The sequence below is a fragment of the Chryseobacterium sp. SIMBA_029 genome, assembly GCF_046535275.1.
Taxonomy (GTDB): Bacteria; Bacteroidota; Bacteroidia; order Flavobacteriales; family Weeksellaceae; genus Chryseobacterium.
Genome location: NZ_JAWRXA010000001.1, coordinates 466,240 through 488,753, shown reverse-complemented (window position 1 = coordinate 488,753; position 22,514 = coordinate 466,240). Strand labels below are relative to the sequence as shown.

Below are 22,514 nucleotides of genomic sequence, written 5' to 3'. Positions count from 1 at the left end.
AAATGTATTTATGATGTTAAAATGTTTGAGTATTAATTTTTTGCTTCAATTTAGCGAGCATATTCTGTATGTGCTTAATTTCTGAATAAATGATATTAAAGTCTTCCTCTTTAAAGAAATTTAAATCTTTCGCTATTAAAATCTGCGTTTCAAATTCAAACGAAGAGCCTAATGCAATATTTAAAAAATGTGAAAATTGAGCATTTGTATCACGACCCGCACCTTCAGCAATATTAGAAGGAATTGAATAAAGACTTCTTCTTGACTGTGATGTCAATCCAAATAATTCATCTTTAGGAAAATTGCCTGATGCTAAATAAAATATTTTACAAAGCTTCATCGATTTTATCCAAACTTCTAAATCTCTAAAATTGTGCATCGTGAATACATTAATACTTTTTACATTGTACAGAAAAAATTAATTCCTCAATGGTTTTCCGTTTTGTAACATATACTGAATTCTCTCCAATGTTTTTCTTTCCCCGCAAAGCTGCAGGAATGTTTCTCTTTCAAGATTCAATAAATATTGTTCAGTTACGACTGTTGGTTCAGAAAGATTTCCACCAACCATTACATTGGCCAGTTTATCGGCAATTTTCTTGTCGTGTTCAGAAATAAATTTTCCGGTTAACATTTGGTCTGTTCCTACATAGAACATTCCTAATGCGTCCTTACCTAATACTTTTACTTTCTGTTCAATAGGTTGTGTATATCCTTGTTCTGCTAAGAGTTTTGCTATTTTTTTAGCTTCTGCAATCTGTCTGTTTTTACTTACGGAAACGATGTCTTTTCCTTTTTCAAGAATTCCCATATCGTAGGCTTCGTATGCTGAAGTGGCTACTTTTCCCATTGCGATATTCATGAAAGCTTCACGAAGTCTGTTGTTTTTCACATCATCACTGTGGAATTCTCTTGAAGTTCTTAATGTTAATTCTTTCGTTCCACCACCACCAGGAATTACTCCAACTCCGGTTTCTACTAATCCGATGTACGTTTCTGCTGCGGCAACCACTCTGTCTGCATGCATGGTCATCTCGCAGCCACCACCAAGAGTCATTCCGTGAGGAGCCACTACTACTGGAATAGAGGAGTAACGTACTCTCATCATTGATTTTTGGAAGTAAGCAATCGCCATATTCAAATCATCCCAATCCTGCTCAATCGCCATCATAAGGATCATTGCCAGATTGGCCCCTACAGAGAAGTTTGTTCCCTGGTTTCCGATCACTAAACCGTCGTATTCTTTTTCAGCTAAATCAATGGCTCTGTTTAATCCGTCAAGCACTTCTCCTCCAAGAGAGTTCATTTTTGACCGAATCTCAAAGTTAATAATTCCGTCTCCAAGATCTTCTATGGAAGCTCCGGAATTACTCCAAAGCGTTTTGTTTTTTCTGATATTATCTAAAATAATGAAGGCATCCTGACCCGGAATTTTGTTATATTCGCCGGAATTTTTATCAACATAAATGCTTTGTCCTTCATCATTAACTTTATAGAATGTTTCTACATTTTTAACCCAATCGGAAACTTCATAACCTGCATCTTTGGCTAATTCAATACCTTTTTGAACACCAACGGCATCCCATATTTCAAACGGCCCGTTTTCCCATCCAAAACCGGCTCTCATGGCATCATCAATTTTATAGATGTCGTCAGAGATTTCAGGAACTTTATGAGAAACATAAGCGAATAGGGCACCAAGGGATTTTCTGTATAATTCTCCTGCTTTATCTTTTCCGCCGATCAACACTTTAAATCTGTCGATGGGTTTATCAATTGTTTTTGTTAATTCTAACGTAGGGAATGAAGATTTTCCCTGAAGTTCATATTCTAAAGTCTCAAGGTTTAATCCATGAATTTCAGATTTTCCATCTGCCGTTTTCACTTTTTTATAGAATCCCTGCTGCGTTTTAGACCCCAGCCACTTATTATCCATCATTTTCTGGATATAATCAGGAAGGGCAAATACATCATTGAAATCATTGGCTTCAGCACCGCTTTGACGTACGCCGTTGGCAACCATCACCAAAGTATCAAGACCTACCACATCCGCTGTTCTGAACGTTGCTGATTTAGGACGTCCGATAACAGGACCTGTTAATTTATCAACATCAGAAACATTTAAGCCTAATTTCTGAACGTTATGAAGCAGATCCATAATAGAGAAAACCCCAATTCTGTTGGCAATAAACGCAGGCGTATCTTTTGCTAAAACAGTCGTTTTACCTAAAAATTTAGCACCATAAGTCATATAGAAATCTATGATCTCTGGATCCGTATCATTAGTTGGAATAATCTCTAAAAGAGGAAGGTATCGTACTGGATTGAAAAAGTGAGTTCCTGCGAAATATTTTTTGAAATCATCGCTTCTTCCTTCTGTTAAAAAGTGAATAGGAATTCCTGAGGTATTAGAAGAAATCAAGGTACCCGGTATTCTGAACTGTTCAATTTTTTCGTACACTGATTTTTTGATGTCCAGTCTTTCAACCACTACTTCAATAATCCAGTCTGTATTTTTTATCTTTTGTAAGTCATCATCAAAGTTTCCCACTTTAATTCTATCTGCAAATTTTGGAGAATAGAGCAGTGCGGGGCTTGCTTTTTTCAGTTTTTCAAAGTTTTCAGCAGCGATTCGGTTTCTTACTGCTTTGTCATCTTTGGTCAAACCTTTTTTTTGTTCTGCTTCGGTCAGTTCAAAAGGAACGATGTCTAACAGCAATACTTCTACGCCAATATTGGCAAAGTGAGCTGCAATACCGCTTCCCATAATTCCTGAGCCAAGAACCGTTACATGTTTGATTCTTCTTTTCATATGTAAATTTTTATTATTTCTAAAATCATAGATAACCTTGCGGCTTCTTTATAATTTATTTTCTGTTGTTCAATAATTCGTTGGCAATTTTCATGATTTCATGCATTACATCCTTAAATACTTCTATTTTCTCAGGAGCAATTTTTTCCATCACTTTTTTATTGAAATTGACAACAACTTCTTTAGACATATTTCTTGAATTCAATCCCTTATCTGTAAGTTTAATGATCACTTCTCTTTTATCAGTGGTCGTTTTTTCTTTATAGATATATCCATTGTCTTCCAATAATTTTATGATCCGTGTTAAAGAAGTAGGCTCAATGGCCATTTTAGGTCCCAGATTGGTACTTCTGGTTCCTTCTTTAGGATCGATCTTTAGGAGGGTAAGGGCCTGAACGGCCGTAGAATCATGCTCTTGGGCAAGTTCTGTGTACATTTTAGAAACAGCTAACCAGGTCTGTTTTAATACTAAATCTACATTTTCAATTTTATCTTTGTTGTGATCCATCATTTTTGCTGAAATGGTTTTACCCAAATTTAGTAAATATTATGCATGCATAGTATTTATTAACGTTAAATTTTGTTAATAACCTGATATGTAGATGGTTAAATTGTATGATTAGCATAATACTATGCATGCATAGTATATCGATACATCAATGAAAACTAAGTATTAATGAATGTTTTTGATGAAATTAACGATATCTTCAAAATATTCGCATTGGTGTCTGGTGCTTTCCTTAGAGATTGTCCAAAATGGATTCTGGAACTCAAAATGGAAGGAAGAGAGGTCTTTTTGGAAGTTTTTTTGCAACAAAGAATAGAGCATTTCCTTATAAAAATCAGGAGCTGTAATTTTAGGAGGGATAAAATTCTCGTTTACCTGAAAGAGAGAAGCGTTGGTAAGTTCTTCATGTTGTAACAGGACATCTTCAACAATTCCTGAGTGTAAATGACCGTCTTTTACATACCATATCTTATCTGCAAATTCTTTTGCCAGCCGCCAGTCATGGGAAGAAAACAAAATAAGTTTTTGCTGGTCTTTTGCTAATTTTCTAAGGGTTTTGAGAATGATTATTTTATTCTTTTCATCAAGATGTGTCGTCGGTTCGTCCAGAATGATGATAGGAGAGTTCTGCGTTAATGCTCTTCCTATAAATGCTTTCTGAAGATTTCCATCGGATAGGTTTTTAAGAAGTGTGTGTTTATATTGACTTAAGTCCAGCTCATAGATAATAGCAGAAACTTCATTCCGGTCTTCTTTTTTTAATTCAAAATAGAAAGGATAGTAAATGTATTTTCCCAGTGAAATCAAGTCTTCAACCGTATAATTCTGAGGAACAACAGATTTTGAGAAAACAATAGCAATATGTTCAGCGATTTCTTTTACAGAAAGATTTTTTATGCTTTTATGATGAATAAAGATCTCACCATTCAATAACGGAATCTGATGTAAAATAGATTTAATCAGCGTTGTTTTTCCTACTCCGTTATTGCCGATCAACAAGCATACATCTCCTAAATTCAAACTTGCCTCAGCATTTGAAATTAAAGTTGTATCATAACCGATGTTTGCTTGTTTGATTTGTAGATGCATTCTTATTGGTTTATCGCAAAGGCGCAGATTTGTTTTACAAAAATAGTGTTTTTAGGAAGGAATAAAATTTTAGAAAACTTAAATTTTAATTCTATTTTATAAATTTTTTTATTTTTTTTAATTTGTGTTTGTTATTGTTCTGAATGCTGATTTTAACCACAAAAGTCACAAAAGTTTTTAAACGCTTTAGCTTATTTTAAAGTTAAAATTATACTGCAAAAAGTACACTTAAGGTTAAAAATCTACGATTTTATTTATCATGAGAAAAAAAATTGCCCGGTTTCCATCATCTGCGCGAATTTAACGCTATCATCTGTGTCAATCTGAGAAATCTGTGGTCAAAATCAGTCACAAAAACTTTTAGCTGCTATAATTTTTTGTTTATTGAAATGTTTTGCGTCTTTGCAATTTACCAATAAATTCATTTTCAAAACATCATACTTTATTCTGCTTTAAAAGCATCATGAGGATTACCGGAATTCCAAAGATAGAGCTAATCACATTCAAAGGTATTTGAGTTTTTTCTGCAACAGTAGAAAATAACAACATAATCAACATTCCCAATAGCATATTCAGAATCCATTGCTGCCACAGTTTTGCCGGATTATAGATCAGTCTGCAGAAATGAGGTACAATGATTCCAATAAATAAAATAGGTCCTAAAAATGCCGTAATAGAGGCGGAAAGCAGGGAAGAGGCAAGGATGATCAGAAGTTTTAAGTGTTGCAAATTCACTCCCAAACTTTGAGCATATGAACTTCCCAATGAATTGCCAATTAAGGGTTTTATAGTTTTAAAACAGATAAACATACCTATTGACACTAAAATGAGTAACACGAAGATTTGATTTCTCGTCACCATATTATTCGCCCCGAAAGACCATAAAATGTAGTTTTTCAAACTTTGATTCTCAGCATAAAACTGAAGCAGAGAAACAATAGCTCCTGCAAATGCCGAAACCAGAAACCCGAAAATAATAAGATATGATTTATCCTGAAATTTATTAGACATGGATAACAAGACAAGCATCAGTGCCAAACTTCCGGCAATAGCTGATAAACTGAGAAAGCTGTTCTGAAGAAATTCAGGAAGTAGGAAATCATGGGAGAAAAAAATGTAGAATGCCACAGATAAACTGGCTACCGAAGTAATTCCCAGAATATCCGGTCCTGCTAAAGGATTTTGAAAATACTCCTGCATTAAAAATCCCGATGTAGGAATTGAGATTCCTGCCAGGAGCATGACTAGAATACGGTTGACCCGGATTTCAGCGATCTGGCTATGGTCTGAATTTTGAAAAAAATCCTGAAAATGTAAACTCAAAAATCCCGTGTTCATATTCATAACCGCGGCAATAATAATTGCGATTAAAGAAAATAAACACAGGATTTTAAATTTTTTTGACATTATTTTAAATAAACGATGTAGGTTTTATTTTAAAAGAGACGCGATCTTGGCATTTAAGGTCTCTTCTGTCATCATTCCCAAAAATTCATCAGTTGTATTGCCTTTTCTCATATAAGTAAAAGGTATTGAACCACCATCCCATTGCTTAAAGTTCTTTGCAAAGAAGGTATGATCCAGTTTTTTACCGTCTAATAAAACAATATTATGAGCAAGTCCGTTTTCATCAGCGAATTTTTTCACAGCACCGGACCAGTCAGATTTTTCATCCAGGTTTATGAAAGTAAATTTTACAGGTTTTCCTTTCAGTTCTGCCATTTTATTCTTAAAATGAGGAATTTCTTTCATACACGGTCCGCACCAGGTTGCAAAAAAATTAGTAACATATAATGTGTCATTATTTTTCGCTAAATATTGGCCTAGTTTTTCAGAAGAAATTTCAGGAGAAACAAAGGCATTTGATTCTGAACCAGTTTTTTCTGTGGTAGAAAGTGAGTCAGACGGCTTAGTGTTTGCATCTGTCTTCTGAGTTTCTTTTTTACAGCTTGAAAGGGCAAACAGAACAAGCGTTGCTAAAATTATCTTTCTCATAAATTATTTTTTATCTATTTTTGAATTGAAGTATGGAACAACAAATCTATAAAGGGAAACTGATACAGTTTCATTGGCTAAAAATAGCGAAAAAGGAAGAACTAACCAAAAATACTTTTTCTCTGGAGTTCGATATTCCCGGGAATTTACAGGATAATTTCAAGTTTGAGGCAGGTCAGTATGTAAGTGTGAAATTTCAATCTTATGGAGAGGAAGTGATTCATGATTATTCGATGACCTCTGCTCCGTATGAAAAAAAAATATGTCTGGGAATTAAAGTAAATTCTTCTGACGGAACAACTTCCCAACTTTTCAAAAATTATAATATAGGTGATCAGCTGCAAGTAGGAGAACCTAGTGGCAGATTCACGTTAGGATCTAAACCCAGTGAGTTCAGAACGATCATTGGTTTTGCTGCCGGTATTGGAATTACTCCGATCATAAGCCATTTCAAAAATATTCTTCACAATGAGCCGAGAACCAGACTTTTTCTATTCTTCGGAAACAAAAGCTCGGAGGAATTAATTTACAGAGATCTTTTGGACAATCTTACCAAAAAGTACGGAGACAGGCTGCAGATTTTTTATTTCTTTTCACGGGAAAATACGGCGGACCCATTTTTTTATGGAAGACTGGACGCGAAAAAGCTGAATTTAATCATCAATCAAATTTTGCATTTGGATGATACGGATGAAGAATCTACGATCTGGGATGCAGTAGACGAAGTTCTGATTTGCGGAAAAGGTGATATGATCAAAACATTGGCTAATGCCTGTTATCATCATGGAATTCCTAAAAAGAATATTCATTTTGAACTTTTTGAAGAATTTAATGACGATATTTACCCGGTCGAAAAAGAATTCCCTTTGATTGAACAGATCGAAGTAGAATGTAAAATGTTGGAAAAAACGTATCAGACAGTACTTCCTGATAATAAAGAAAAGATTTTGCAACAGTTACTGACCCAAAAATTTCCGGTTCCGTATTCGTGTAAATCGGGTATATGCGGCAGTTGTGAATGTTATCTTGAAGAAGGAGAAGTGGAGCTGCTCGAAAATGAATATCTAACGGAAAAAGAAGAAGCGCAGGGACGGATTTTAGCTTGCATGTCCATTGCAAAAAGTAAGAAAATAAAGCTTAACTTTGATCTTAGTTGAGAGCCGTAAAAAACATATTTAACTTAACTTTTATATCAATAGAAATAGGAATTCTGTTGATATGTTTTTGTAATGCCTGGGTTTTTGGCCTTACGAACGGAAGAACTTATACTAAAATATCAAAAATACCACCCCGTGAAATAGCTTTGGTGCTGGGAACTTCACCTAAAATGAGATCAGGTTTGTCTAATCCTTATTTTACCAAAAGAATGGATGCCGCAGCCCTTCTATACCATCACGGAAAGATCAAAAAAATTATTGTGAGCGGAGAAAAAAGCAAAGGTTATAATGAACCTGCTGCGATGAAAAACTATCTGGTATATCAGGAAGGGGTTCCGGGAGAAATTATCATTGAGGATCCTAAAGGGTTCAACACCTATAAAAGTATTTTACGCTGTAAAGACGTTTATAAAAAGAAAAATGTAATTATAGTCTCTCAGGGTTTCCATAATTTAAGAGCTTTATTTTTTGCGAGAAATAATAATATGAATGCGTTAGGATTTGATGCTCAGGATGTAACGAAGCCTGAAAGTTACTACAGGAATCAATCCAGAGAGATACTCGCCAGAGTGATTGCTGTAGTGTATTTTACATTGGGTATTTCTCCGGATTAGAAAGGATATCCGAAAGCAATGTTTAAGGTCGGTTTAAAAGGCTGGAAATTCTTGAATCTCCATTTGTCACCATCCGGTTTATTCGGATCGTAAATCTTATAAGCAAGATCCAGTCTGAATGTGATGTAGGCAACATTTACCCTCAATCCAAATCCACTACCGATACCCATCTGTCCTAAGAATTTATTGAATTTAAACTCGTCTCCGAATCCATCGTTATAATTACGGACACTCCAGGTATTTCCAATATCTGTAAATAACGCCCCTTCATACATATCGTTGAAAGGAACCCTGTATTCTATATTCGTAGTCAATTTTATATTGTCTGTCATATAGTTTCGCACTCTTTCATCTACCTGAGAGTCTGAAGGACCTAATCCTCCGAACGCTACCCAGGCTCTGATATCATTGGAACCTCCGTTAAAATATGATTTAATAACAGGCATGTTTTTAGAGTTTCCATACGGAATACCGACCCCAATAAATTGGCGTAATACCAAAGTTTGGTTACCGAACTTGAAGTATTTTCTGGTATCAATATCAAACTTTACAAACTGTGCATACGGTATCCCGAAAATAGTTCGTTGCGGGTTCGTTACAATTCCCCCTTCATCTCTTTTCTGGTTGAATATACTTAATATATTGCCCGCAAGCTCTAGCTTTCCATTGAAATAAAAAGCATTTGGATAATCTTTTTTACCGATTTCACTATATACAAAATTATAGATCATGGAAGAGATAAGGATATCTTGTGTCTGACGGTCTTTATTGACCAAAGTTCCTTTAAAGGCTGTGAAAAGATCAACACCCTGTTGGTTCAGCGTTGCATAGTATCCTTTATCTTCAACGATCATACGGGATACATTATCAATACTCAGTTCACCAGATTTATACTTTGCCTCGGTCTCAGGACTGTGTGCAAAATAATTATCAAATATTTCACTTCTTACTTTATCGTCATTTACAAAATAATCATAATAGGCATCTTTATTTTTGGTAAGACTGACCTGGGTATTGAAAAGGGTTAGTCTGTGTGATACCTGATCATTTACGTTAGCCTGATAATTAAGCCCTGTATTAAAGTTTACTCTTCCCAAACCAATATTATTCTGGACCGATGCCCCTAAAAGAATAGATGAAGTAGGAGTGTATCTCTTAGGCAGGAGTTTATAATAATCAAAAGGCAGCAATAGTCTTGGGAAATTAAGAGAAGCCTGTGCAGATATCTCATAAGCCAAAACTCTGTTACTGATATCTTTGGTACTTCTGATAGAACCAAAGGTCCCTGAAAGACTTGTTGAAAGGTTTTCTGCTCCTTTAAAAACATTTCTGGTCGTAAGGTCTACAGAAGGAGAAACCCCTAAGTTCAGAATCTGGGAATAATTAATATCTGTTCCCAATTTTAATTCATATTTAGGAAGTGGTTTCAATATATATAAAACATCAATAATACTGTCGTTAGGAGAAATTCCGCCGCCTCTTCTTAAGGAATCTCTGGCTTTTAGAATACTGAAATTATTCATTGCCAGGAAATTTCTTTTCGTAAGATCCAGCTTTTTTTGATCATATACCTGTTTGTGATCTACGATAACCGCTCTCCATAATGATGATGTCTTATAATTATTATTCATCTTATGGAATCTTACTCTTCTTAGACTATCTTTAATGGTGTTTTTAGGATAATCACCCGCCTCATCTACAATGGCGACATCTATATTTCCTATAGTAGCCACTTTATAAGGGTGATCTGCAGAATCTCTATGGATTTCAAGTGTTAAAGGAACCTGCTTTCTGCTCTTTAAGGAATCTGCTACAAAGAAGATTTCCTCATTGGAATTATTGAACCGGTAATAGCCCTTTTCCCTCATCAGCTCATTAATCCTTGTTACCTCTTTTTCGAGAACGGTCTGATCAAGAATTTTTCCGGATCTTACAAGACTTTTATCCAGCTTTTGCATATAAAGGCTTTTGATGCCGGGATCGGTAATATTAAAGTAATAGTCTTTGATATAGGTAGGATCATTATGCTTAATAAAGTACGTTACCGCAGCTTTTTTCGCCGTTGAATCCAGATCATGCTTAAAGGTTACCTGACCATCCCAAAATCCTCTGTATGTAAGTCTTTTATCGATAGATTCAGCACTTTTTGTAGTTCTTGTCTGGTCTAAAATGACAGGTAGACTTCCCCAGCTGTGCAGAAGACGATCTAAAAACAGGCTTTTTCCCACACTGCTTTTCATGTCATACTTAATGAAAAGAGAATCTCTGAGTTTTTGATTTCTCATTTCACTCGGGTAGGTCATGTATTCATTGAGAATGGTGTCATACTTCGGGTTGGCCATGTTATAGAATCCCAAACTTAGCGGCATGAAAAGGAGCTGCTTTTTGTTAGGTTTCTGTTGGACGTATCCTTTTAGCTCATCATCAAAAAATTCCTTTTTATCTTCGAATTCAAAATTGTTTTTGGTAAGCAGATATTCGCCGTTTGGAACTTTTTTTGTTGTACTACAAGCATAAAGGAGACCAACAAATGTTGCAAGTGAGATAATTTTATAATATTTTTGAGGAGAATTCTTAAAATGCTTACAGCTCATACAATAAAAGTTTTACAATCTTTAGATAAAAAGAAGTTCAGACAAAAATACAATTTGTTTTTGGTTGAAGGTAATAAAATCATTTGCGAACTTCCCAATTCTAATTTTAAAATTAAAGAAATATTCTCAACCGATCCGCAAAAATTGGACCGGACCGATTCCCCCATCACTCATGTATCTGATAATGAGCTTAAAAAAGTTAGTTTCCTGCAAAATCCAAAAGATTCTGTTGCGGTATGCTATCTAAAGCCGGAGGAAAAACTTGAAGATCAGAGTATTCAGCTTGTACTGGATGGAATTCAGGATCCCGGGAACCTGGGAACAATTATCCGTTTGGCAGATTGGTTTGGAATAGAGCAGATCATATGCAGTGAAGATACAGTTGATTTTTACAATCCAAAAGTAATTCAGGCCAGTATGGGATCTTTTACCAGAGTCAATGTTGTGTATTGCGATCTTGTGGATTATCTTTCCAATACAGAAAATATAAATATCGGGACCGATATGGAAGGAGAAAATATTTACCGTTTTGAAAAGCCGGGAAAAATGAATTTAGTTTTAGGTAACGAAGGAAGCGGAATGAGACCTGAAACGGAAAAATTGCTTCAGAAAAGTATAAGTATTCCAAGGTTTGGAAAATCCCAGTCTACAGAAAGCCTTAATGTATCTATGGCAGCGGGAATCATTTTAGGACAGCTTTTTTCAAAGTAAATCCTGGATTTTAGAGATCAGATGTCAGATCCTAGATTTTAGACTGTGCAGTCTTATAGTAAATCTATTATTTTACGATTAAAAAATCTGACATCTGATCTCCAATAAATTATATAAGTTGTTCCATACTGGAAACGCTTTTATTCTTTTGATAATTTTCTAATTTTTTTCTGACGAATTTCAACGCAATAGGAGCGAGGTAGATCATGGCTGCGCCCAAAAGTTTTTTCTTCCAGTTAGGACTTTTCATGTTCTTTTTGGCATAGTTTCCTACGAGTGCCGTAATTCCCAATTTGATAAGACCGTCCGCCACATTACCTTTGAATGCTGAACTTGCAATTCCTACCGCAGTGTTTTTACTGATCAGCATATCTTTTACTTCTGAAGTAAGCTGTCTTGCAATAACGTCTTTTCTTAGAGTAATTTTTTCATCACCGTCTTCATCTACATTTTCCTGTAGATACTGATCTGTTAAACCATTAGTAAAAGCACTTAAACTTTCTTTGGTATTTTTAAAGGTAAGAAGGTTTTCCAAATCACTGATCTCTTCTTTTAAAAGACTTTTCTTTCTTCTTAATTCTTCTATACTTTCGTACTTTCTACTCATAGCTTAATGATTCAAAAATTTAATAACCTGATCTGCCACAGAATTTACAATTTTATTTTTAAATACGATTACAAAAACCATTATTAAAAAATAGAATCCAGCAACAATTAAAAATCCATAAGAAGTATTATCCAGGGCTTTGCCGATAAGAAATGCAATTCCAAAATTAAAAAGGATAATAAAAAAAGCAAAAGCAACAAGCAGTACTATAAAATAGGTGATGAGCCCAGCGGAAAGAGAAGATTTTTCAGTAGCTTCAATTTTTAGAAGGTCTATTCTCTTCGACGCATATTCTTTAATAGTTTCTATCATTGTTTTTTTTTAAAGTTACAAAAAAAGGAACTTCTTGCAAAAAGTTCCTTCCCATAATTTACTCAAAAAAATAAATTACTTATTTTTTTAGATCATTCAATTCTGCTTCTACATCTTTCACTACATCTGCAGTTTTAGAAACAATCTGATCTTTGTATTTGTCATATCCATCCTTTACGGTATGAGCTACACTGCTTGCTGTTTCTTTGAAAGTAGAAGAAATATTACCATATTGGTCTTTTACTTTTTCAGAAACTTCGCCGTACTTGTCTTTTGCCTGATCTTTAAGGTCGTTGGCTTTGTTTTTTATTTTCTTTCTAGTTTCCTTACCTTCCTCAGGTGCATAAAGCATTCCTAAAATTACTCCTGCTGCAGCTCCTGCAAGAAGTCCTGCTAATATACCTGCTGTATTTTTCTCTTTTCTAGACATTTTTCGTTTTTTAATAGTTAATAAAAGATTAGTTTTTACAGTATATAAGATTACAATTTGTATACCAAATGGGGATATAGCCTTATTAAAAAGTGTTAAATATTTTTAAGATAAGATAAAATAAGATCTATTGTTTCCTTTTTATTTAATGTGGTATTATCTATAACAATAGCGTCTTCAGCCTGCTTAAGAGGGGCAATTTCCCGTTCGCTGTCTATTTTATCTCTTATAATAAGGTTTTGCTTAACTTGCTGTTCATCAGCGTCAATACCTAAGCTCAGCAGCTCTGAATATCTTCTCTTGGTTCTTTCGTCAATACTTGCGGTAAGGAAAAATTTAAAGTCAGCATTTGGCAGAACTACTGTCCCTATGTCACGTCCGTCCATCATAATGCCACCTTTTTCTGCCAAAGATCGTTGTGCCTGCAATAGAAAATCACGCACTTCCTTTTGTTTTGCGACAAGACTTACGTTATCTGAAACTTTATTGGAACGTATTTGCATAGAAATGTCGGTATCATTAAGATAGAGTACCAATTCTCCATGGTCATTTTTAAATTCAAGCTGAATATCTCCAAAAGAAGAAAAAAGCTTTTCAAAATCCAGGGTTCCATCTTCATTGGTACAGTTCTGTAGAGCAAACAAGGTTACTCCTCTGTAAAGCGCACCTGTATCCAGATGAATAAGTCCTAACTTTTCAGCAATGACTTTGGATATTGAACTTTTTCCGGTAGACGAGTACCCATCGATAGCTATTACAGGTTTTTTCATACCGCAAATTTCAAGATTTTTTTTAAAAAACCAAGAAAGACTAAGAAATTTTATGAATTATTTTGAGTATTTTTTGATGTTCCTTAATATTGGTGGCCGCTAAGATCCATAGAAACCCCTATCTGATTCACGTTTGAAGAGTTGTGATATCTTACATGGGCATAGTCTATACGGAACTTTGAAATTTTAATTCCAAATCCGGCGGACAGCCCTGAGAAATTTCTTTGGTCTGCCACTGCAAGTTCGTTTCCTCTCTTTACATTATAACCCAGCCTGATATTAAAGCCTTTTTCCGGGAATAATTCTGCTCCTAAAGAAAAGTGATCAGCAATTTTTCTTCCCAAATTAACTTCCTGTCCATTTACATTATAATCTGAAGAGATATTAAGCTTTTGAAGATCGTGGGCAGTAATGGTAATAGCAAGAGGAATTACTTTTAATATCCTGGTATATCCCAAATCTACCCTGAAGGGAAGATTTTCCTTCACTCCGTTAAAAGATTTCAGTTGAAACCCGAAGTTTCTAAGTACAAGGGAAAGTACTTCTTTATTTTTTTTGTTATAATAGGTAACTCCCATATTGCCTGAAATGGCAGAGGAGGTGTAATTATCAATTTTTGAGGTGATGAAGTTAAGGCCCCCGCCAATAGTCCAGTCCTCTTCAAACTGGTAGGCATATCCGGCACCCACGGCTACATCTGAAGCTTTAAACTCACCATTTTCATATCCGCTTTCATCAGTTCTTGGAATGCTTCCATAGCTCAAATACCTGGCATTTACGGTCACCATATGTCCGTTATCCAGATCTTTGGCAAAGCCGATGGTTCCATATTTTGAATCAGCAAGATAGGCGGCTCCGTTTACAGAAAGCTGTTTATCTGAATCTTTGTTTAACAACGAGGGGTTTGCAATAGCAAAGGAAACATCATAATCTCTTATGGAAATTGCATCTCCCCCTAATGCTGCCTGTCTGGCAGATACGGGGATATTTAAGAACGGATAAACATTTGTTCCCGTTTGTGCAAAAGAAACAATTCCTGATAGAAATAATGAAAGAATGACAATTTTCTTCAATTCAATTTATAATTAATGCAAAAATAATCCTTTTTCGTACTTAACAAAATATTTATCATATTATTTGAGTTAAATATTTTTCTTTTACCAATATTTTTAATGATTATATTTGCAAAATCAAATTTCAGGGAAATTCCCCTGGTAAAAGTTTATTAAAAATTAAAGATGAAATATAAAAGAATCCTTCTAAAACTGAGTGGTGAAGCCTTAATGGGAAACAGACAATACGGTATTGACAATGAAAGACTGCAGGAATATGCTGCGGAAATAAAACAAGTTGTAGACAAAGGCTGTGAAGTTGCAATTGTAATTGGAGGAGGAAATATTTTCCGTGGAGTAGCAGGTGCTGCAAAAGGAATGGACAGAGTACAGGGAGATTACATGGGTATGCTGGCAACCGTAATTAACGGAATGGCATTACAGGGCGCTTTGGAAGATGCTGGAATTAAAACCAGACTTCAATCTGCTATTGAAATGGATAAAGTAGCTGAACCTTTTATTAAGAGACGTGCTGTAAGACATCTGGAAAAAGGAAGAGTTGTAATTTTTGGTGCCGGAACCGGAAATCCTTATTTTACAACAGATACTGCGGCTACCTTAAGAGCCATTGAAATTGGAGCTGATGTTATCCTGAAGGGAACTAGAGTAGACGGAATCTACGATAGTGATCCGGAAACGAATGAAAATGCAGTAAAATACAATTCTTTATCTTTTGACGAAGTTTTTGAGAAGAATCTTAAAGTTATGGACATGACTGCTTTTACTTTAAGCCACGAAAATAAATTACCTATTATTGTGTTTGATATGAACAAGGACGGTAATCTGGTTAAGATTGTAGACGGAGAAAATGTAGGAACTTTAGTTGATTTATAAAGTAATAAAGGGCTTTTATCAGCGATGATAATCTATCCTGAAACTTGTACAATATAATCATTTTAACCCTCTTAAAAAAGAGGGTTTTTTGTTGGCTATTGTTTTTAGTTGATTAATTGTATAAAGGGCTACTCGCTCAATAGGAAGTAATTTTAAAGGTTATAATATTAAAAAAGGAATGTATCCAGTCATGACTAGGAAATTTTCAACAAATAATGATTAAAATAAAATTGATAAAGTTTTACTTAATTAAAAACAAATGTTATTTTTGCACAACTAAATAGTAAAAAATAGTAAAAAAACAGTGAAAAAAGGCTAATAAGTGAAAAATTAGAATGCTTAACTTGTTGATTTACAATACTTGTAGTAATATGTGTAATTTATCAAACTTTAAATATATAATGGAAGAATTAGATCTTATAGTAGAATCTGTAAAGCAGGACATGGATGCAGCTATTAAACATTTAGATCATGCATTTCAAAGAATTAGAGCAGGACGTGCCTCTACGTCTATGGTTCAGGATGTTATGGTGGAATATTACGGGGCTCCGACTCCAATCAATCAGGTTGCCAATGTTTCTGTTCCTGATGCAATGACGATTTCTATTCAGCCTTGGGATAGAACAGCGATCGGTGCCATTGAAAAAGCTATTATCAATTCTAACTTAGGTTTTGCACCTTCTAATAACGGAGAGAATATTATCTTGAATGTTCCGCCTCTAACAGAGGAAAGAAGAAGAGATTTGGCAAAACAGGCTAAAGGAGAAACTGAAGATACAAAAATCGTTGTAAGAAATGCAAGACAGAATGGTTTGAAAGAACTTAAAAGGCTGGAAGGTATTTCTGAAGATGTTATAAAAGGAGTGGAAGAAGATATCCAGGCTCTTACTGACAAGCATGTAAAGCTTTGTGAAGATCATCTTAAGACAAAAGAAGCTGAAATTATGAAAGTATAATTTTCAGTTTTTGAAAATAAAAAAAGACTTCTAAAGAAGTCATTGTAGTCGGAAGAAAAATCTTCCGACTTTTTTATTAAACAGTCAAAACTATTTTTTTCCTTTTGCAGGGGGCTGTTTTTTATCAGTATCAGTTTCAAAAGTTCCTTTCAATAGAAATTGTAATACTCTGTCCGTATAATCAAATGGTTTTTGAAGATAAAGAACATTGTTTCGGTTTTTATCCAGCATTGTATCTACTTTATTTCTTTCTGCTACAGCTGTAATGGCATTGTGTATCTGATCCTCAAAAGGGACCACTAGGTTTGTTTTAAGTTTATTAATTTCACCATTATTTCCAAATCTTAAACTCATTGTTGTTTTAACGTTTTTCTCCAAATCTAAGACTTCCTTTTCCCTCATTGCTAATTGAGTTCCGATTAATAGTACTTTTTCATTGTCAAAGGCTGATTTTTTCCGGTCATATTCAGATTGCAGATTTTGAAGTTCTGTTTGCCAGGTACTGATCTGTGCATCGAGTCTTGCTTCTGCTTCTTTATATTGTGGCATTTTCTGCAGTATAGCATCGGTATCTACAACACCTATTTTTTGAGCATTACTGAATCCAAAAGCCAGGAATAATGCGAGGCTGGAAATCATTTTAAAATTTTTCATGGTGTTTCATTAATTTATATCGTCAGATGTTTTATTCATCAAAAGTGTATGTAAGAGAACGGTTAGTAAAATGAATTATTATAAATGTGGTTATAAATATACCTAAAAAAAAGACAATTCAGTTTGTGAGGATAACGCATTTAATCAAAGGAAATATTTTTTTAAGCTTCAATAAAATAAAAGTGGTCGAAAGTTTCTTCCGACTACCACTATCTATATAAGAAGTTTGGTATGAATATACAATTTTACACCAGACTTTATTACTTACTTACTCTGCTGTTATTCTGAATGTAGCGAAGTGAAATGAAGAATCTACTCTATGAACGAGATTCCTTCGTCGGAATGACAATAGTATTTTTTCATAATTATGAATATAGCTTTTTATCATTTAGTCTAGAATGTAATAAATACCACATTGTAAATAAAAAAGACCCGAAAAAATCCAGGCCTTTTATAATCTTTTAATGATAGTTATTGATATCTTTTATGTTCTTTGTTTTTGCTGAATAGCTTCGTAATCGGTTTAAATAATGCTTTGTATTTTTCAGCATCAAAAAGCTGCGAATCGGTAAGTGCTTTATAAGTCATCCAGATTCCAAAAGGAAGAAGGATCAGGTTGGGAAGCCATGCCGCAAGATAAGGGCTCATTTTTCCGCTCCATGAGATGTTTTCAATTCCCAGGTTCATGACGTAGAAAATAATAAAAATTACGATCGCAATGATCACCGGAAGTCCCATTCCTCCTTTTCTGATGATGGAACCTAAACTCGCCCCAATAAGGAAGAAGATGATACAGGTAACAGAATAAGAAACGATTCTCTGTTGGTAAATAACAATTTTGCTGAAATATTTGATATTCGGGCTAAGCTCGTTCTTTTTTCCTTCTACTGTAGATTTTAGATTATCTAACCTGTTGTAGGCATTATAGATGATTTCCAATTTTTTTCCTCCTTTTACAGTGTCCAGTTTTATTTGAGGCTTTGCCACTGCTTTAGACTTGGTGTTTTTATCCATATAAGTAACAACAGCACTGGTTTGGTTTAACACATCGTTGCTGATATTGCTAAAAAACTTATCGTTGTCTTTCTTATTTTTATCAATAGTTTCATTCAGCTGACCATAGGTCTGAAAACGGTAGTCATCTGTAATCTGTTCCTTTTCGATGGCTTTACTAATGAGCTCACTCACATCAAAATGTAAAGTCAGAGAATCAAATTTAATGGCTTGATCGGGTTGTCTTAATTTGACATTTTCCGGTTTTCCTTCCAATTTATCTTCAAATACGTATCCGCTATACAGAACCAGTTTTAAAAAGTTTTTATTAGCGGCAGGTACAAACTTTCCTTTTTCAGCTACAATAGTCCGCTGATCTTCATATGTGCTGGCTTTTCTGTGTATAAAAACACCATCGATATTTTCTCCGTTTTCCCCGTAGATTTTATCGAATTTCACCATATATCCTGGGATCTGGTCAATAAACTGTCCCGGAGTAAAGTTCAGTGCCGGTTTGGTCTGGGCAATATTGAAAAGCATATTTTTAGCCTTCTTCTGGAAATCCGGAATAATATTATTGGAAAAGAAAAAAAGCATGACTGCAAGTACGGTGGCTACCCCCAGCAGAGGAGCCATTACTCTCGTAAGAGAAATGCCGGCCGCTTTCATGGCTGCTAATTCATAGCGTTCTCCAAATTCTCCAAAAGACATAATACTTGCCAAAAGTATGGTAAGCGGAAGTACCAAACTGACCACACTTACTCCAAGGTAGAAAAGAAGTTTAAGGATTTGCCAGTAGGTTAATCCTTTTCCCATAAACTGCCCCAATTGAACCCAGATAATGTTTACAATAAAGATGAAAAACAATACGCTGAATATAAAGAAAAACGGTCCAAAGAAGGTTTTTATGATATATCGGTCTAGTATTTTTAACATTTGCCAAAATTAATGAAAAAGCCACAAAGTTTACTTGTGGCTTTCTATATTTTATGATTTTTTAAATAAATCTGATTTGCATTAGATAATTTCTGCGTTTGCTGTTTGTCTAATGCTGTTTACAATTCTGTGATCACGTAATTTTTAAATTTATTCTTATCAAAAACAAACATATTCGGATCCAGAGTCTGGTTTTCTTTATATTCTTTGATCGCAATTACAGCTACATCATTGTTATTTCCGTGCTGTTCAAGCTTTACCATCTGCTTTTTTGCAGAATCTACAAAAAGATACACGTACTTGATTCCGTTTGCTTTTACAGGGGTTAATTTAATGAAGTCTGCATTCACTCCATTCACCATCTGTTTTCCGTTATAAGTTACATTATAGTCGTTTCTGTAGGTAGTAAGATAGTTGATAGGGGAGAACATACTGCTGCTTCCGTTAGGTTTTGCTGTTGTTACTTCCATATCATCTGCGTTGATATTATAGATTTTGTTTCCGTCAAAAATCTGCTCGGTATCCATAATTTTCAACTTGTATTTGTTGCCGGCTGAATAATAAATTCCGGGCTCTGTTTTAGAAACCTGTCCATTGGCTCCGCTTCCAAAAGAAAATTTGAAATAAGAATTCTTTTTGGAATTGTAATTGGCCGTGATGTCATCCAATATCTTTTTAGCTTTTGCATCAATTTTTTGTGCATTGGCTAATCCTACTGCTCCTACAACAAAACTTCCTAATATAACCTTTGAAATAATACTTTTCATTTTTTTAATTTAAATACTCTTAGATTTTTTTAACTGATAAGAATAAACATGTTGTTTTCCTTTATCTACGCAGATCTTCCAAAAACTGTTCCAAAGAATTAAGGTCACTGATGATCACCTCTCTTGCTTTAGCTCCGTTAAAGCCTCCAACAATACCGGTTGCTTCCAGCTGATCCATAATTCTTCCCGCTCTGTTATACCCCAATTTCAATTGTCTTTGAAGCATTGAAGTAGATCCCTGTTGTGTAGAAACGATAATTCTTGCCGCTTCTTCAAACAATGCATCCTTTTCATTAGGATCGAAGGTTCCTACTGTGCTTGAAGCATCTTCAGAAACATATTCAGGTAGTAAAAATGCTGATGCATATCCTTTTTGTTCTCCGATGTATTCTGCAATTCTTTCCACTTCAGGCGTATCTACAAAAGCACATTGAAGTCTTAATATTTCATTTCCATTAAAGTAAAGCATATCTCCTTTACCAATCAGCTGATCTGCCCCCGGAGAATCCAGGATTGTTCTGGAGTCTACACTTGAAATTACTCTAAAGGCTGCTCTTGCCGGGAAGTTAGCTTTAATCATACCGGTAATTACATTTACGGAAGGTCTTTGTGTTGCAACGATAAGGTGTATTCCTACTGCTCTTGCAAGCTGTGCTAATCTGGCGATCGGCATTTCAACTTCTTTTCCGGCAGTCATGATCAGATCGGCAAACTCATCAACCACCAACACGATATAAGGTAAATATCGGTGACCATTTTCCGGGTTTAATTTTCTTTCCGTGAATTTTTTATTGTATTCCTTCAGGTTTTTACAGAACGCATTTTTAAGAAGGTCATATCTTGTGTCCATCTCAATACAAAGAGAATTCAGTGTGTTGATTACTTTGTTCGTATCTGTGATGATGGCATCGTCTGTATCCGGAAGTTTAGCCAGATAATGTCTTTCGATTTTTGAATATAATGAAAGTTCCACTTTTTTAGGATCCACCATTACAAATTTCAGTTCACTCGGGTGCTTTTTGTAGAGTAGGGAAGTAAGAATGGCATTAATACCAACCGATTTACCCTGTCCTGTAGCTCCAGCCATCAGCAAGTGAGGCATTTTTGCTAAATCCGCCATGAAGACTTCATTAGAAATCGTTTTTCCGAAAACAACAGGTAAATCCATATCTGTATTCTGGAATTTATGGGAAGCAATCACAGAACGCATAGAAACCATAGTAGGATTTTTTCTCGGAACTTCTATTCCGATCGTTCCTTTTCCAGGCATCGGAGCAATAATCCTGATTCCTAATGCAGAAAGATTTAAGGCAATATCATCCTGTAGTTTTTTAATGGCAGATACCCTGATTCCTGCTTCCGGAACAATTTCGTATAAAGTAACGGTAGGTCCTATTGTTGCTTTAATTTCAGAAATTCCTACGTTGAAGTTTTTCAGAAGGCCTACAATTTTATTTTTATTTTCCTCTAATTCTTCTTGGTTGATAGAAATTTCTTCATTTCCATAATCTCTCAATAAATCAATGGTAGGCATTTGGAAACCTGCCAGATCTAAACGGTGGTCATACAAACCGTGCTTGTCAACAAGCTCCTGAGATTTTTTATCCGACTCGTCCAGTACATCAATAACTGGTGCTACTTCTACATTAAACTTAATGTTTTCCTGTGGCGGAGTCATCACTGGTGTAGAAATCGGAGGCTTTATATCAAAAGCTTGTTCCGGAGTGGAAAGCGGAACCTGAGGTTTTGTGTTAAGATGTACATTAAGAGGTTGGGAAAAATTTTTCTCATCCTCAAAAGAAGTATGATTAGGAGTTACAATCGTAGTTTCTACTGTTGGAGCAATAGGAACTTCAGGAAAACTTTTTGGGACTTCCACAGGTTCCTGAACTTTTACAGGTTTAGTAGTATCTGTTACAGTGACATTGGATGGAGTTTCATGAACTTCTTCCTCCAGCTCCTCGTCGGCCTCAAAGTTTTCATCAGAATTAGGCATAATGGATTTTACCTTTCCGATGGTATTTTCATTAATACTGTTGAATTTCGCTTTAATAGAACTTGGGCGAAGATTAAATTCTAAAATGAAATATAAAAGAATGCTTGACGCTAGAACCAGCCAAAGGCCAACCGTTCCAATAATGGCATTCAGATAATCCATAATCTGGTATCCGTATACACCTCCTAAAACGCCCTGTCCTTTCGTTAATGCTCCCATAAATATAGGAAGCCAGCAAATGAAGAACAAAGAATGTCCTATGGTTTTCCAGGGTTTGAATATTTTCTTTTTCAGTATCAGTGTACCCACTACTAAAAATAGGAATGCAATGATAAAGGAAGCGATACCGATGCTTTCGAATATAAAAATATTCCCCAGCCAGTCGCCGATTTTCCCAAATATGTTTGAAGATTTTATACTCTTGTCAAGCATTGTCCCGGCCTGGCTTTGGTCTGCTTTCCAGTTCATTAAATATGAGATGAACGAGAAGGCAAGGACAACGGAAAGAAGTACAAAAGTAAGCCCGAAAAATATACGTGGCTTAGATAAAATTCTGCCTGTTTCAGGTGATTCTGTTTGCTTTGTTTGTGTCTTTTTATCCATAATATCAATGAGGCAAATTTAATGTTTTTTCAATACTAAAAGAATCTTTTTTCATCAAAAAGAA

The 22,514-nt window shown here is 35.0% G+C and carries 21 protein-coding genes; 5 read left to right on the top strand and 16 right to left on the bottom strand.

Annotation, left to right across the window (positions count from 1 at the left end; all coding sequences use genetic code 11):
- Positions 1-16 precede the first annotated feature (16 nt).
- From SB679_RS02380 to SB679_RS02355, 6 genes are all read right to left on the bottom strand, one after another.
- Positions 17-379: a four helix bundle protein gene (locus SB679_RS02380; protein ID WP_410700636.1), complete on the bottom strand. Its 363-nt coding sequence runs from the start codon at positions 377-379 to the stop codon at positions 17-19.
- A gap of 39 nt (positions 380-418) precedes the next feature.
- Positions 419-2,812 carry a 3-hydroxyacyl-CoA dehydrogenase/enoyl-CoA hydratase family protein gene (locus SB679_RS02375; RefSeq protein WP_410700635.1) on the bottom strand — a complete coding sequence of 798 codons (2,394 nt, stop codon included), beginning with the start codon at positions 2,810-2,812 and terminating at the stop codon, positions 419-421.
- A 55-nt stretch (positions 2,813-2,867) separates the two neighbouring features.
- Positions 2,868-3,320, bottom strand: a complete 453-nt coding sequence (locus tag SB679_RS02370; RefSeq protein ID WP_034714785.1) for a MarR family winged helix-turn-helix transcriptional regulator — start codon at positions 3,318-3,320, stop codon at positions 2,868-2,870.
- Between the two features lie 165 nt (positions 3,321-3,485).
- Entirely contained in the window at positions 3,486-4,409 is a 924-nt protein-coding gene (locus tag SB679_RS02365; RefSeq protein ID WP_410700634.1) for an ABC transporter ATP-binding protein, read from the bottom strand.
- Between the two features lie 435 nt (positions 4,410-4,844).
- On the bottom strand, positions 4,845-5,816 hold the full coding sequence (locus SB679_RS02360) for an iron chelate uptake ABC transporter family permease subunit (protein ID WP_410700633.1): 972 nt from the start codon (positions 5,814-5,816) through the stop codon (positions 4,845-4,847).
- Positions 5,817-5,840: 24 nt separating this feature from the next.
- A complete protein-coding gene (locus tag SB679_RS02355) occupies positions 5,841-6,404 on the bottom strand; it encodes a TlpA family protein disulfide reductase (RefSeq protein WP_410700632.1) in 564 nt (187 codons plus the stop codon).
- 32 nt (positions 6,405-6,436) lie between these two features.
- On the opposite strand from SB679_RS02355, the gene SB679_RS02350 reads away from it, so the two are divergent.
- Together SB679_RS02350 and SB679_RS02345 are read left to right on the top strand one after the other, a co-directional pair.
- Positions 6,437-7,561 carry a 2Fe-2S iron-sulfur cluster-binding protein gene (locus SB679_RS02350; protein ID WP_410700631.1) on the top strand — a complete coding sequence of 375 codons (1,125 nt, stop codon included), beginning with the start codon at positions 6,437-6,439 and terminating at the stop codon, positions 7,559-7,561.
- Positions 7,558-8,175, top strand: coding sequence for a vancomycin high temperature exclusion protein (locus tag SB679_RS02345; RefSeq protein WP_034714656.1), 618 nt, complete (start codon positions 7,558-7,560; stop codon positions 8,173-8,175). The genes SB679_RS02350 and SB679_RS02345 overlap by 4 nt, the downstream gene beginning before the upstream one ends.
- On the opposite strand, the gene SB679_RS02340 is transcribed toward SB679_RS02345, so the two are convergent.
- Positions 8,172-10,769 (bottom strand): BamA/TamA family outer membrane protein, encoded by a 2,598-nt coding sequence (locus tag SB679_RS02340; RefSeq protein WP_410700630.1) that lies wholly within the window; start codon positions 10,767-10,769, stop codon positions 8,172-8,174. The two genes, SB679_RS02345 and SB679_RS02340, sit on opposite strands and share 4 nt — an antisense overlap.
- On the opposite strand from SB679_RS02340, the gene SB679_RS02335 reads away from it, so the two are divergent.
- On the top strand, positions 10,755-11,480 hold the full coding sequence (locus SB679_RS02335; RefSeq protein WP_410700629.1) for a TrmH family RNA methyltransferase: 726 nt from the start codon (positions 10,755-10,757) through the stop codon (positions 11,478-11,480). The two genes, SB679_RS02340 and SB679_RS02335, sit on opposite strands and share 15 nt — an antisense overlap.
- Positions 11,481-11,589: 109 nt before the next feature.
- Here the strand turns inward: SB679_RS02335 and SB679_RS02330 are convergent, their stop codons facing one another.
- The 5 genes from SB679_RS02330 to porQ all read right to left on the bottom strand — a co-directional run bounded on the left by SB679_RS02330 (position 11,590) and on the right by porQ (position 14,672).
- Positions 11,590-12,087: a phosphoribosyl-ATP pyrophosphatase gene (locus tag SB679_RS02330; RefSeq protein WP_317739674.1), complete on the bottom strand. Its 498-nt coding sequence runs from the start codon at positions 12,085-12,087 to the stop codon at positions 11,590-11,592.
- Between the two features lie 3 nt (positions 12,088-12,090).
- A complete protein-coding gene (locus tag SB679_RS02325; protein WP_410700628.1) occupies positions 12,091-12,399 on the bottom strand; it encodes a phage holin family protein in 309 nt (102 codons plus the stop codon).
- A gap of 79 nt (positions 12,400-12,478) precedes the next feature.
- Positions 12,479-12,829 carry a YtxH domain-containing protein gene (locus tag SB679_RS02320; protein ID WP_034714671.1) on the bottom strand — a complete coding sequence of 117 codons (351 nt, stop codon included), beginning with the start codon at positions 12,827-12,829 and terminating at the stop codon, positions 12,479-12,481.
- Positions 12,830-12,924: 95 nt separating this feature from the next.
- Complete coding sequence (gene cmk, locus SB679_RS02315; RefSeq protein ID WP_410700627.1) at positions 12,925-13,599, bottom strand: (d)CMP kinase; 675 nt, start codon at positions 13,597-13,599, stop codon at positions 12,925-12,927.
- A gap of 83 nt (positions 13,600-13,682) precedes the next feature.
- Positions 13,683-14,672, bottom strand: coding sequence for a type IX secretion system protein PorQ (porQ, locus tag SB679_RS02310; protein ID WP_410700626.1), 990 nt, complete (start codon positions 14,670-14,672; stop codon positions 13,683-13,685).
- 165 nt (positions 14,673-14,837) lie between these two features.
- Between porQ and pyrH the strand changes: the two genes are divergently transcribed.
- Together pyrH and frr are read left to right on the top strand one after the other, a co-directional pair.
- Positions 14,838-15,545, top strand: coding sequence for a UMP kinase (gene pyrH / locus SB679_RS02305; protein ID WP_410700625.1), 708 nt, complete (start codon positions 14,838-14,840; stop codon positions 15,543-15,545).
- A 401-nt stretch (positions 15,546-15,946) separates the two neighbouring features.
- The gene (gene frr / locus SB679_RS02300) at positions 15,947-16,501 is read left to right on the top strand and encodes a ribosome recycling factor (protein WP_034714679.1); all 555 of its coding nucleotides are present in this window, start codon (positions 15,947-15,949) and stop codon (positions 16,499-16,501) included.
- Between the two features lie 90 nt (positions 16,502-16,591).
- On the opposite strand, the gene SB679_RS02295 is transcribed toward frr, so the two are convergent.
- From SB679_RS02295 to SB679_RS02280, 4 genes are all read right to left on the bottom strand, one after another.
- On the bottom strand, positions 16,592-17,155 hold the full coding sequence (locus tag SB679_RS02295) for an OmpH family outer membrane protein (RefSeq protein ID WP_410700624.1): 564 nt from the start codon (positions 17,153-17,155) through the stop codon (positions 16,592-16,594).
- Positions 17,156-17,626: 471 nt separating this feature from the next.
- Positions 17,627-19,084: an LptF/LptG family permease gene (locus tag SB679_RS02290; protein ID WP_410700623.1), complete on the bottom strand. Its 1,458-nt coding sequence runs from the start codon at positions 19,082-19,084 to the stop codon at positions 17,627-17,629.
- Positions 19,085-19,203: 119 nt separating this feature from the next.
- Positions 19,204-19,851 carry a LolA family protein gene (locus SB679_RS02285; protein WP_410700622.1) on the bottom strand — a complete coding sequence of 216 codons (648 nt, stop codon included), beginning with the start codon at positions 19,849-19,851 and terminating at the stop codon, positions 19,204-19,206.
- Positions 19,852-19,912: 61 nt separating this feature from the next.
- A complete protein-coding gene (locus tag SB679_RS02280) occupies positions 19,913-22,450 on the bottom strand; it encodes a DNA translocase FtsK 4TM domain-containing protein (RefSeq protein ID WP_410700621.1) in 2,538 nt (845 codons plus the stop codon).
- Positions 22,451-22,514: the final 64 nt, after the last annotated feature.

Excerpts from the sequence above, each read along its gene's own strand:
- SB679_RS02380 (WP_410700636.1), bottom strand. The coding sequence starts at position 379 with ATGCACAATTTTAGAGATTTAGAAGTTTGGATAAAATCGATGAAGCTT.
- SB679_RS02375 (WP_410700635.1), bottom strand. The coding sequence starts at position 2,812 with ATGAAAAGAAGAATCAAACATGTAACGGTTCTTGGCTCAGGAATTATG.
- SB679_RS02370 (WP_034714785.1), bottom strand. The coding sequence starts at position 3,320 with ATGGATCACAACAAAGATAAAATTGAAAATGTAGATTTAGTATTAAAA.
- SB679_RS02365 (WP_410700634.1), bottom strand. The coding sequence starts at position 4,409 with ATGCATCTACAAATCAAACAAGCAAACATCGGTTATGATACAACTTTA.
- SB679_RS02360 (WP_410700633.1), bottom strand. The coding sequence starts at position 5,816 with ATGTCAAAAAAATTTAAAATCCTGTGTTTATTTTCTTTAATCGCAATT.
- SB679_RS02355 (WP_410700632.1), bottom strand. The coding sequence starts at position 6,404 with ATGAGAAAGATAATTTTAGCAACGCTTGTTCTGTTTGCCCTTTCAAGC.
- SB679_RS02350 (WP_410700631.1), top strand. The coding sequence starts at position 6,437 with ATGGAACAACAAATCTATAAAGGGAAACTGATACAGTTTCATTGGCTA.
- SB679_RS02335 (WP_410700629.1), top strand. The coding sequence starts at position 10,755 with ATGCTTACAGCTCATACAATAAAAGTTTTACAATCTTTAGATAAAAAG.
- SB679_RS02340 (WP_410700630.1), bottom strand. The coding sequence starts at position 10,769 with ATGAGCTGTAAGCATTTTAAGAATTCTCCTCAAAAATATTATAAAATT.
- SB679_RS02330 (WP_317739674.1), bottom strand. The coding sequence starts at position 12,087 with ATGAGTAGAAAGTACGAAAGTATAGAAGAATTAAGAAGAAAGAAAAGT.
- SB679_RS02325 (WP_410700628.1), bottom strand. The coding sequence starts at position 12,399 with ATGATAGAAACTATTAAAGAATATGCGTCGAAGAGAATAGACCTTCTA.
- SB679_RS02320 (WP_034714671.1), bottom strand. The coding sequence starts at position 12,829 with ATGTCTAGAAAAGAGAAAAATACAGCAGGTATATTAGCAGGACTTCTT.
- cmk (WP_410700627.1), bottom strand. The coding sequence starts at position 13,599 with ATGAAAAAACCTGTAATAGCTATCGATGGGTACTCGTCTACCGGAAAA.
- pyrH (WP_410700625.1), top strand. The coding sequence starts at position 14,838 with ATGAAATATAAAAGAATCCTTCTAAAACTGAGTGGTGAAGCCTTAATG.
- frr (WP_034714679.1), top strand. The coding sequence starts at position 15,947 with ATGGAAGAATTAGATCTTATAGTAGAATCTGTAAAGCAGGACATGGAT.
- SB679_RS02295 (WP_410700624.1), bottom strand. The coding sequence starts at position 17,155 with ATGAAAAATTTTAAAATGATTTCCAGCCTCGCATTATTCCTGGCTTTT.
- SB679_RS02290 (WP_410700623.1), bottom strand. The coding sequence starts at position 19,084 with ATGTTAAAAATACTAGACCGATATATCATAAAAACCTTCTTTGGACCG.
- SB679_RS02285 (WP_410700622.1), bottom strand. The coding sequence starts at position 19,851 with ATGAAAAGTATTATTTCAAAGGTTATATTAGGAAGTTTTGTTGTAGGA.
- SB679_RS02280 (WP_410700621.1), bottom strand. The coding sequence starts at position 22,450 with ATGGATAAAAAGACACAAACAAAGCAAACAGAATCACCTGAAACAGGC.